This window comes from Chloroflexota bacterium, from assembly GCA_016875535.1.
GTDB lineage: Bacteria > Chloroflexota > Dehalococcoidia > SHYB01 > SHYB01 > VGPF01.
The window spans coordinates 1-11,024 of record VGPF01000057.1; the positions used below are offsets into that span (position 1 = coordinate 1).

Consider the following 11,024-nt stretch of genomic DNA (forward strand, 5'->3'; position numbering starts at 1 on the left):
CAGGGCGATGCCGCAACCGCCATCCTCGCCGCAGCCGAAGGCTCCAAGGGCAGCTTCGTGGCGATGACGACGCGCGGGCGCACCGGCCTCACGCGCACCCTTTTGGGCAGCACCGCCGACTGGGTGGTGCGCCACGGCGGGACGCCCGTGCTGCTGGTGCGGCCTAAATAGCGAGCTAGCATATCTCGTCCTCGCCCAGTTCTTGGGCTAGAGCACACGAAGAGGGATGCCTGCTACCCATCGCGAATGCTATCGCCCACACCAGCGAGATGCCCCTTTCCTCGCAGTGCAGGGATGAGGGGTTAGGTCGCCGGACGCTATACTATCCGCGCTTCCCGTGGAGGGGCGCATGTCTCCGCTCGTCATCTCCGCCAAGAACCTCGGCTCCTTCGCCGTCCAGAGCGCCTGCCCCCGCTGCCTCTGGGTGCAGCTGCACGTGAAGCAGCTGCCTTACCAGATCTTCCCCGGCATCTTCAGCAGCCTGGACGCCTACAACAAGCGCGTGGTGGAGGGTTACTTCAACCGGGAGGGCAAGATGCCCGGCTGGCTGGCCCAGCTGGGCGATGTGGCTGCCAACATCAACCCGCCCCACTACACCAAGTTCACCGTCACGGACCCGGAGACCAAGGTCACTCTGCGCGGCGGCGCGGACGGCATCTTCCGCATGCGCGACAGCTCCTACACCATCGTGGACTACAAGACCGCCCGCGTCACCAAGGAACAGCACAGCATGTTCTCCATCTACGAGGCGCAGCTCAACGGCTACGCTTATATCGCCAACCGGGTCAACATGGGACCCGTGACCCAGCTCGCCCTGGTCTACATGGAGCCGCAGACGGAGCACGATAGGGCCTCCCATCCTGCCTCCGTGAACGAGCGCGGCTTCCTCATGGAGCTCTCGGCCCAGATCGTCCCCGTGCGCCTGGACCCGGACGGCATCATCCCGCCGCTCCTCAAGCGCGCTCAAGAGGTCTACGAGATGGAGCGCCCGCCCGAAGGCAACCGAGGCTGCAGGGACTGCGCCGCCGTGGAAGCGCTGCGCGGCAGCCTTACCTGAGCCATGGAGATCGCCATCCCTCCTCCTCGTCTTTCCCCTGGTGGGAGAGAATAAAAGAGAGGGGGATTCTCCCTTCTTAGAACGTGAATCCTGACCTGCGATAGGCTGAAGAGAAATCACATATGAAGATTGCCGTCACCGGCGCGTCAGGCCTCATCGGCGCGGCCCTCATCTCCCGCCTGGAGGCCCAGGGCCACCGGGTCGCCCGCTTCGTTCGCAGGGCGCCGCGGCCGGGCCAGGTCCTGTGGGACCCGGAAAAGGGCGAGCTGGAGGCAAAGGCCCTCGAGGGCGCGGACGCCGTCATCCACCTGGCGGGCGAAACCATCGCCGGCTTGCGATGGACCAAGGCCAAGAAGCGCCGCATCCTGGAGAGCCGCGTCAAGGGCACGCGGCTTCTGGCGGAGGCCATCGCCAAGATGGAGCGCCCTCCCAAGGTCTTCCTCTGCGCCTCGGCCGTCGGCTACTACGGCGATCGGGGCGATGAACCGCTGACGGAGGCCTCGCCCACCGGCGGCGGCTTTCTGGCGGAGGTCGTCCGCCAATGGGAGGCCGCCTGCGCCCCCGCGCAGGCACGGACCCGCGTGGTGAACCTCCGCATCGGCATTGTCGTCAGCCCGGATGGCGGAGCCCTCAAGCAGCTGCTCCCCCTCTTCAAGCTGGGCCTGGGCGGGCGCACCGGCAGCGGCAGGCAATACTGGAGCTGGGTGGCCATGGACGATGTGCTCGGCGCCTTCCTCTTCGCCCTCGAACATGCCGCCCTGGAAGGCCCCGTCAACGTCACTGCGCCCAACCCCGTGACCAACGCCGCCTTCGCCAAGGCCCTTGGGCGCGTCCTACACCGCCCGGCCATCGCCTGGACGCCGGGCCTGTTGATGCGCCTCCTCACCGGCGAGATGGGCAGAGAGCTCATCCTGTTTGGGGCGCGCGTGACTCCGGCCAGACTACTGGCGAACGGCTATGCATTCCAGCATACTGACCTGGAACCCGCCCTCCGCCATATACTCAAGAGACCCGCCGAACGACCCTAGGAGCGCCATGAAAGTCTTCTCCTTCCTCCTCTCCGAAAAGCTCGAGGATGCCCCCGGCCGAGCCAAGAAGCTCGAAGAGCTGGGCTTCGACGGCACCTCCGTCGGCGAGACGCGTCACGACCCCTTCTTCCCCATGCTCATGGCCGCCGAGCACACCAAGCGCCTCCACGTCGCCACCTGCATCGCCATCGCCTTCGCCCAGAGCCCCATGCTCATGGCCTACAAGTCCTGGGACCTCCAGCGCTACTCCGGCGGCCGCTTCGAGCTTGGCCTGGGCACCCAGGTGAAAGGGCACATCGAGCGGCGCTACAGCATGCCGTGGACGCCTCCCATCCCGCGCATGCGCGAATACGTCCAGTCCCTGCGGGCCATCTGGAACAGCTGGCAGAACGGCGTCAAGCTCGATTACAAAGGCAAGGACTACTCCTTCAGCCTCATGACGCCCATGTTCAACCCCGGCCCAATCCAGCACCCGCATATCCCCGTCTATCTGGCCGCCGTCACGCCCGCCATGGCCAAGCTCACCGGCGAGGTGGGGGACGGCATCTTCCTCCACCCACTCAGCACGCCCAAGTACATCCGCGAGGTGCTGCTCCCCGCCATCCGCGAAGGCGCCAAGAAGGCCAACCGCTCCCTGGACACGTTCGATGTCAGCAGCCAGAACTTCATCATCACCGGGCGCACGGAGGCCGACCTCCAGCCCGAGATAGACCGCATCCGCCGCCAGATCGCCTTCTACGCCTCCACGCGCACCTACAAAGTGGTGATGGACACCCACGGCTGGGGCGATGTGACGGACAAGCTCTTCCAGCTTTCCCTCAAGGGCCAGGTGGGCGGCGGCAGCGAGGACGTCTGGAAAGAGATGGCCGGCTCCATCACGGACGAGATCTTCAACGAGTTCGTCATCGTCGCCACCTACGATACGGTGGCCAAGCGCATCAAGGAGCGCTTCGGCGGCCTGGTGACGCGCATCGCCATGTCCATCCCCGCCAAGTCCCCCGCCGATGAAGAGGCCGCCAAGGATGTTCTCCGCCAGCTGCACGCCGCCTAGCGGCCCGGCGTACAGGGGACGGCCGGCAGGTCGTTCCTGAGCTTGCCGCTATAATGCCGGGCGAGGTGCCCCATGCCCAAACCGATGCGCTTCAGCTTCGCGCCCTTCCCCTATGACCGCTGGGGCGGCGTCGAACCCCTCGCCCGCGCCGCCAAGCGCGCCGACGAGCTCGGCTACTTCGGCATCATCATGCCGGAGCACATCATCATGCCGGTGCGGCCGGATGTGCCTCCCGTCAGCACTGTCTGGTATGACAACTTCGTCCTGGGCGCGCACCTGGCCACCCTCACCAAGCGCCTCCGTCTCGTCATGCTCGTCATGGTCGTCCCCTACCGCCCGCCGGTGCAGATGGCCAAGCTCGTCTCCACTCTGGACGTCGTCTCCAACGGGCGGCTCATCCTGGGCGTGGGCGCAGGCTGGATGCGCGGCGAGTTCCGCACCCTGGGCATAGACCACGCCAAGCGCGGCGACCTGACGGACGAATACCTGCGCGCCATGATCGCCCTCTGGACCCAGGAGCGCCCCCAGTTCGAAGGGCCCACCGTCAAGTTCAGCAACATCGCCTTCGAGCCCAAGTGCGTCCAGAAGCCCCACGTGCCCATCTGGGTCGGCGGCAGCGGCCCGCGCCCCATCCGCAGGCTCGTGGAGCTGGGCGATGGCTGGGCCCCCATGGTAGGCGGCATCGAGACCTTGCCCAAGGAGTTGGCCTCTGTGAAGGCCGCCATCCGCGCCGCTGGCCGCGACCCTGAGGCGATGGACTTCACCCACAACTTCACCGCGGGCGAGCTGGACCCGGCCGCCGTCAAGGCGCGCGCCCATGCCAGCAGCGGCGTCTATAGGCCCATGAAGCCCCTGGAGACCCCGGAGGAGATCACCGCGGAGTTGCGGCGCTTCCATGAGGCCGGCTTCAACCACATCTCCCTGACCCTCAACTGGAAGACGCCGAACGACATGATCCAAAAGATGGAGTGGTTCGCCGATAAGGTCATGCCGGCCTTCAGGTAGCTACCCCAGCCGGTAGAGCTTCGCCGCGTTCTTCCACAGCATCTTCTGCCGCTCATCCTCCGGGATGCCGCGGAACTCATAGCCCACCACCCGCTGGGAGTTCGGCCAGTCCGTCTGCACATGGGGGTAGTCCGTGGACCACATGATGCGGTCTATGTTGTACTTGTGGCGGTTCTCCAGCCCGTGAACGTCCGCCACAAAGGTCGCCCAGACGTGCTCCCTGAAATAGTCGCTGGGCATCCGCTTCAGGTGCGTGTTGCTGTGCCAGCGGTGGCGCAGGAAGTTATCGTCCAGCGTCTCCAGGAAGAAGGGCACCCAGCCGATCCCCGTCTCCACGGCCACCATCTTGAGGCTGGGGAAGCGCTCGAAGACGCCGAAGTAGATGAGCTCCGAAAGGGGCGTGTAGACGCCCACTCCCATGCGGTTGACGAAGGGCACCACCGGGTCAACGCCCGGCTTGGTGGTGGTCCGCGTCACCGCGCCGAAGAAGCCAAAGTGGATGTGCACCGGGTAGGGCCACTCCTGCACTTCGGCCCAGAAGCGGTCGTCCTCCGGCTTCATGGCGTTCGAGCCGTTGGGGTAGGAGGCCATGATGATGCCCCGCGCCCCCTTCTTCGCCACGCGCTTCCACTCCAGGACCAGGTCTTCCAGCGAGGTGCTGGGCGCGATGGGCAGGCCGATGAGCCGGTCCGGCGCATGGGCGTTGAACTCCAGGATCCAATCGTTGTAGGCCTGGACGCAGGCCACTTGCATCTCCCGGTCGTCGCCATAGGTGCGCGCGCCGGTGAGGGCTACCCCGGGGTAGATGATCTGCGCCTGGATCATGTCGTACTCCATGTCCTCGATCCGGGCCCGCGGGTCGTAGCTCCCCTTGCGGATCTTGTCGTAGGCGATGCCGCTGGCGTCGTACTGCGTCACGTCAAAGCCCGCGATGGCCTGCAGCCCCAGGGGCATGATGCGCTGTCCCGCGTTCACGGACCAGCCCACCTTGCCGTCCTTCAGCGGCACCATCTTGGGCGCCCGCTCCCGCATGGCCGCGGGCACCCGCTCCTGCCAGACGTTCGCCGGCTCGTTCACATGGCTATCGGCGTCAATGATCCGGTACTGCATGGCTGCCTCCAAAAGCAAACTTCTCCAAATCCCTCTCTCCCCTGGTGGCAGAGAACCTAAAGAGAGGGGGCTATCGAACAACGGCCCTTCGCGCATCCTCACCAGGTGGCGGCATCGTAGCAATGCACTCCGCCTCAGTCAACGTCGGCGCATCGGGCGATCTCTCCCTGCTCCCTGAACCCTCCTCACTCCTTGGCGCATCGTTCCGCCTGTGGTAGCGTATCGGCGCATTCCTTCGCACAAGGACGCCCATGCACGCCGATTTCAGCTGGAAGCCCCTCAACTGGCACCGCCTCTCGTATGACGACCTGAAGGTCGGCTGGGAGCGCACCTGGGAGATCCCCATCACCTTCGATACCGTCGGCTGGTACGCCGACCTGGCGGAAGACCCCAACCCCTGGTACAGCTTCCAGGGCTCCCCTTGGGGGCCGCCCGTTGCGCCGCCCCTCCTTATGTCGCGCCTCTGCTCCCGCATCACGGACCCCCTGGGCCGCATGATGGGCTTCCTGAACACCTACAACCGCACCTTCACCTACGCGCCGGCCCTGGTGGGCACCCTGGGACGCTTCCACGGCCGCGTCACGGAGAAATTCGAAAAGAACGGGCGCCAGTACGTCCGCTATGAGATAGACGTGACCGATGCCGCCACCGGGAAGAAGCTTCTCCACGAGGAGAAGGAGTACATCGCGACGCCCCAGCCCAAGGAAGGCGCCGCATGAACGCCGCCAAACCCGTCACCGCCGCCACCGTCCACGCCGGGCAGGAGCTGCCCGGCTTCCAGCGCGCCATCACCGGCATGATCATGCGCACCCGCCAGTGGCACGGCACCAACATCGTCCACTCGGACCCGGCGATGGCCGCCCGCCAGGGGATGAAGAAGCCCCCGGCCACGGGGCAGATTTCCGCAGCCTACATCCAGGAGATGTGCGTGGCCTTCCTGGGCGAGGCGATGTTCTTCAACTCCCTTTTGGACGTTCGCTTCCGCCGCCCGGTCTTCGAAGACGAGAGGCTCGCCATCGGCGGCACGGTGGCAGAAGTCACTCCCCAGCCTGGGGGCAAGAAGATCGCCATCCACGCCTGGGCCAAGAACCAGGACGGCGTGGAAGTCACCACCGCCCGCATCGAAGCCTTCCTCCCCGAGAAAAAATGATACAGGGGCGACTCCATCCCTGCCCTGAGGCTTTGCGAAGGATGGTCACTGCGCTTAGGAGGTTCGTATGCCAGGCCCGGCCTTTCTTCTCTCCCCAATGCTCGTCTGCGAGCTGCGCGGGAGAGAACTAAAGAGAGGGGGATTCCTGTTCCTACCGACTACCCAGAGGAGGTTCTTATGGCAGGTCCGTTAGCAGGCGTCCGCGTCATCGAAATGTCCACCTGGGCGGCGTTGCCCGGGGCAGGCGTCATCCTGGCCGATATGGGCGCCGATGTCGTCAAGGTGGAAGACCCGGAGACCGGCGGCGACCCCACCCGCGGCTTCCAACTGGTCAAGCCCGCCAAGGGCGCCGGCGAGTTCGCCCCCGTCTGGGAGCAGGACAACCGCAATAAGAAGAGCGTCACCGTCAACGTCAACCGGCCCGAGGGCCAGGAGATCCTCCGCAAGCTCCTCAAGGACGCCGATATCTTCCTCACCAGCACGCGCCCGGCCACCCTGGAGCGCTTCAAGCTCTCCTACCAGCACCTCCGCGACCTCAACCCGCGCCTCATCTTCGCCCACCTCTCCGGCTTCGGCCCAAAGGGCCCGGACAGCGACCGCGCTGGCTACGATTCCATCTGCTTCTGGTCCCGCGTCGGCATCGCCCTCTCCCTGGCCGAGCCGGGCGGCAACCCCGTCTCGCCTCGCGCCGCCATGGGCGATCACACCACCTCCCTCACCCTGGTGGGCGCCATCACCGCCGCCCTCTACGCCAGGTCCCAGACGGGCAAGGGCCAGATGGTGCAGACCTCCCTCTTCCACGCGGGCCTCTGGTTCTCCTCGGTAGACCTGGTCAGCTCCAGCGTCACGCAAACGGATGCCAAAAAGCTGGCGCGCAAGGTCGTCGGCAATCCCCTGGTCAACTCCTACAAGACCAAAGACGGGTGGATCACCCTGGTCAACCTCCAATCGGAGCGGTTCTGGGATCCCATCTGCCGGGCCATCGGCCAGCCGGAACTGGCCAAGGACCCCCGGTTTGCCACGCACCAAACGCGCATGCAGAACGGCCCGCCCCTGATAGACATCTTCGATGCCGCCTTCACCAAGCACACCACCGCCGAGTGGATCGCCAAGCTGGACCGCGAGGGCATCCGCTGGGGCCGCATGCAGACCGTCCTCGACTGCACCAAGGACGAGCAAGCATGGGCCAACGGCTACTTCCACAAGCTGGACCACCCTGAGGCGGGCGAGGTGGGCCTGGTCACCAGCCCCATGCAGTTCAGCGACACGCCGACCTCCGTGCGCTCCGCCGCGCCGCTCCTGGGCCAGCACACGGAAGAGGTCCTCCTGGAGAAGGGCTACTCCTGGGAAGACCTGGAAAAGCTCAAGACCAAAGGCGTCATCCTGTAGGGGCGGTCCGATTCCATCGGACGAACGCGGTCCTTTCTGAAGGACTCTCGGTCTTACGAGTCCGGACCGCTCGGACCGTGTGTGTCCTCACCCCGCATGTTGCATCGGGGCCGCACCGCGGTGCGCGCCCTACCCGAAGGGCTCCGATATCTATCGGAGAGGCCAGCCCTCCCTATCGCGTCCGCACCGGAACGCGCGCCCTTGGTCGCATACGCCACTCCCGTTTGCGCTCCTCCCGCCCTAGTGCTACCATCTCCCCCAGCATGCTGACAGCCCATCGTCTCCCCTGCCCGTCCGTTACACACCTTGCCATGGTCATTGACCACGGACAAAAGGCATTGGGGGCGACCTAACAGCAGTTCAGCATAAGCGACGGGATTTCTGAAAGGCCTCCCCCACAAAGGGAGGCCTTTCTCTTTATGGCGTAAGACACCGGGGAAGGAACACCGATGGAGCGATTGGAACAAACGTCCCTTCACTAGCCATAGCGGCAAGCACGTCTCCGTCTATCGAAAGAACGAGAAAGGCCACAGCCATGCATCCCGCTAGACAGCCTGCGGTACAATCCCCTCGTCCCTTGAGGAGCGTTGCGACAGGCTCTTCCTCCTGCCAGGCTCAAGGCGAACCGTACGATCAACGGCGCTCACGATCTTCCTCCTCGGATAACAGAAGGGAGCGTGAGGTATGACCATGCTTTCGCCTCAGCAAGTCGCACGGAAGCCGGAGAGCCTCTTACGGAACAAGCCGCTGCGGAAGGCGGTCCTCTCCACAGTCCATCCCTATCGTTATAGCGTCCTCCTCCTCGGGCTGCTCATCACCACCGCTACCCTCATCCCTCTGGTCGTCCCCCTCATCTATCGTCAGGTTATAGACGATCTCGTGGCGGGGCGCTCCTTCGGCCGAATTATGCCCCTGGTCCTCGTCGTCGCCCTCTTGCCGCTTGCGACCGTCGCCTTGACCTACGTCTACACCCACCGCGCCTCCATGCTCGGGCGCAGCATCATCCGCGACCTGCAGATGCAGATGTATCGCGGCCTTGCAGGCATGCCCCTCGAGTTCTTCACCACCCTCAGGGGCGGCGCGGCCGGCGCCCGCCTCACCACCGACGTATCCGGCACCGAACCGCTCTTCACCCGAGTCCTGGTCTCCATCATCGCAAACCTGGTGACGCTCGTCGGAGCCGTCGTCATCTTGATGGTCATAGATATCCGCCTCGCCCTCGTGGTCCTCCTCATCCCGCTGGTATTCAGGCCTGTCGGCAGGACGGAGCAACGTATCAATGAGCTCCTCAGGAGTCAGTACGGCACCGGCACGGATGTCAACACGGCCGCCGAGTCCTTCTTCAGCACGCCCGGCATGACCCTAGCCAGACAGTCCGGGCAGGTTGAAGCCGAGATAACCCGCTTCGGAGCGGTGGCCGAGCGCCTGCGTAGCGTCTCAACCACCTTGGCTGGCTACTTCGCCCGCGCCACTGCCGCCTTTGAGCTGACCTTCGGCATTGTCACCGGCTTGATCTTTGTGATAGGCGCGTGGCTTGTGACCAAGGGCGAAATAACCCTCGGGACCCTCGTTCTTTTCCTGCTCTACATACGCCTCGTTCAGGGTCCGATTACAGCCTTAGGCGGCCTGCGGTGGGAGGCAGTCCGCACCGCGCTCGCCTTCGACCGGGTCTTCGAAGTCCTGCGCGCAACCAAGGAACGCAAAGACCCCGTCAGGGAAGCCTCCACTCCGCCGGTCGCCGCTCCCGCGGATCCCGCGCTGCCCCAGCTCTTCTTCAAGAACGTCTCCTTCCAGTACAGGCGCCCGGAAGACATCGCTATCGTGAGTCTCTCCCAATCCGGCTATACCCAGGCGCCGACAGGCGGCGATGCCCCGGACCGGCTGATACTCCAAGACGTCTCCTTTTCGGCGCGCAACGGAGAAACGGTGGCCGTCGTTGGGGCGTCGGGCGCGGGCAAAAGCACTATCGCCTTCCTGGCCGCAGGCCTCTATCGGCCGACCTCGGGGGACATCCTCATCGGCGGAAAGAAGCAGAGCGACTGGACTCAGGAAGCCCTTGCCCGTCACGTTGCCCTCATCACCCAGGACACCTTCGTCCTGCACGACACCATTCGCGCCAACCTGGCCTACGTCCGGCCTGAGGCCGGCGAGCAGGAGATGAAAAGCGCATGCGAGGCCGCCAGGCTCGGCCCTTTGCTCGCCGCCCTCCCCAAAGGCCTCGAAACCATCGTCGGCGAGCGCGGCTATCGCCTCTCGGGAGGTGAGCGCCAGCGGCTCGCCGTCGCCCGGGCCCTTTTGAAGGAAGCCAGTCTCATCGTTCTCGATGAGCCCACCTCCCAGCTCGATGCCGAAACCGAACTGCTCATCAAACAGACCACCAAGGAGCTCTTCTCCTCCAAGGCCGTCCTCACCATCGCTCATCGCCTCTCCACCATCGTGGACGCCGCTAGGATTCTCGTCCTGCACGATGGCCGCATCATCGAGGAGGAAATGCACAAAGAGCTCATCGCCAAGCCCCAGGGCCGCTATGCCCTGCTCTATAGGACCCAGGTTCAATAAGTGAAGGTGTACGCCGATGACAAGCACCCCTGAACAACCCTGGTACCAGACCTATTTCGGGCCGGACTACCTGACCCACTACGCCCCGTGATCACGGAGGAGCGGACTCGGAAGGAAGTGGACGGCATCCAGCGCCTCCTCGCGCCTGCCCCCGGCGCCAAGCTCCTCGATCTCTGCTGCGGTCATGGCCGCATAACCATCCCCCTCGCTCAGCTGGGCTGTCACATGACCGGCCAGGACCTCAGCGAATACTTCCTGGAACGCGCCCGTCGCGACGCCGAGGCGAAGGGACTCTCCGTCCGCTGGGTGCGCGGCGATATGCGCCGGATCCCCTTCGAAGGTGAATTCGATGCCGTCATCAACGTCTTCAGCTCCTTCGGCTACCTTGAAGACGAATCGGAAGATGCCGGAGTGCTGCGCCAGGTTCACAAAGCCCTGAAGCCCGGCGGCCGCTTCCTCAGCGACGAGATGAACCGCGACTTCTTCTTTGCAAACTACCACCCCTCCAGCATCACGCGGCGCCCGTCCGGCGTCGTCTCCCTGGAAGAGCACGCCATTGACCTCATCACCAGCCGCGATAACCTGCGCCTCACCCTCATAGACCCGGACGGCTCCCAAAGGACCCACCGCTACTCCCTCAGGCTCTACACCGCCAGAGAGCGCCTGCGCATGCTC

11 protein-coding genes and 1 riboswitch are annotated in these 11,024 nt (G+C 64.9%); of the genes, 10 read left to right on the plus strand and 1 reads right to left on the minus strand.

The genetic code is table 11. The annotated features are described in order from the left end of the window. The 5 genes from FJ039_11695 to FJ039_11715 form a co-directional block, all read left to right on the plus strand. On the plus strand, positions 1-171 hold a 171-nt coding region (locus FJ039_11695; protein ID MBM4406813.1), incomplete at its 5' end, for a universal stress protein. 178 nt (positions 172-349) lie between these two features. Continuing rightward, positions 350-1,057, plus strand: coding sequence for a hypothetical protein (locus FJ039_11700; GenBank protein ID MBM4406814.1), 708 nt, complete (start codon positions 350-352; stop codon positions 1,055-1,057). A gap of 122 nt (positions 1,058-1,179) precedes the next feature. Continuing rightward, entirely contained in the window at positions 1,180-2,085 is a 906-nt protein-coding gene (locus FJ039_11705; GenBank protein ID MBM4406815.1) for a TIGR01777 family protein, read from the plus strand. Next, positions 2,015-3,136, plus strand: a complete 1,122-nt coding sequence (locus tag FJ039_11710; GenBank protein ID MBM4406816.1) for a TIGR03617 family F420-dependent LLM class oxidoreductase — start codon at positions 2,015-2,017, stop codon at positions 3,134-3,136. Before FJ039_11705 ends, FJ039_11710 begins: the two co-directional genes overlap by 71 nt. A gap of 72 nt (positions 3,137-3,208) precedes the next feature. After that, complete coding sequence (locus FJ039_11715; protein ID MBM4406817.1) at positions 3,209-4,141, plus strand: TIGR03619 family F420-dependent LLM class oxidoreductase; 933 nt, start codon at positions 3,209-3,211, stop codon at positions 4,139-4,141. On the opposite strand, the gene FJ039_11720 is transcribed toward FJ039_11715, so the two are convergent. Then, entirely contained in the window at positions 4,142-5,374 is a 1,233-nt protein-coding gene (locus FJ039_11720) for an amidohydrolase (GenBank protein MBM4406818.1), read from the minus strand. Positions 5,375-5,502: 128 nt separating this feature from the next. On the opposite strand from FJ039_11720, the gene FJ039_11725 reads away from it, so the two are divergent. The 5 genes from FJ039_11725 to FJ039_11745 form a co-directional block, all read left to right on the plus strand. Then, positions 5,503-5,970: a hypothetical protein gene (locus FJ039_11725; protein ID MBM4406819.1), complete on the plus strand. Its 468-nt coding sequence runs from the start codon at positions 5,503-5,505 to the stop codon at positions 5,968-5,970. Then, positions 5,967-6,401 carry a hypothetical protein gene (locus FJ039_11730; GenBank protein ID MBM4406820.1) on the plus strand — a complete coding sequence of 145 codons (435 nt, stop codon included), beginning with the start codon at positions 5,967-5,969 and terminating at the stop codon, positions 6,399-6,401. The genes FJ039_11725 and FJ039_11730 overlap by 4 nt, the downstream gene beginning before the upstream one ends. Before the next feature lie 177 nt (positions 6,402-6,578). Continuing rightward, positions 6,579-7,790, plus strand: a complete 1,212-nt coding sequence (locus FJ039_11735) for a CoA transferase (protein ID MBM4406821.1) — start codon at positions 6,579-6,581, stop codon at positions 7,788-7,790. Between the two features lie 573 nt (positions 7,791-8,363). After that, positions 8,364-8,442, plus strand: a riboswitch (S-adenosyl-L-homocysteine riboswitch). A 32-nt stretch (positions 8,443-8,474) separates the two neighbouring features. Further along, complete coding sequence (locus tag FJ039_11740) at positions 8,475-10,349, plus strand: ABC transporter ATP-binding protein (GenBank protein ID MBM4406822.1); 1,875 nt, start codon at positions 8,475-8,477, stop codon at positions 10,347-10,349. A 117-nt stretch (positions 10,350-10,466) separates the two neighbouring features. Next, a partial coding sequence (locus FJ039_11745) for a class I SAM-dependent methyltransferase (protein MBM4406823.1) occupies positions 10,467-11,024 on the plus strand: 558 nt, incomplete at its 3' end.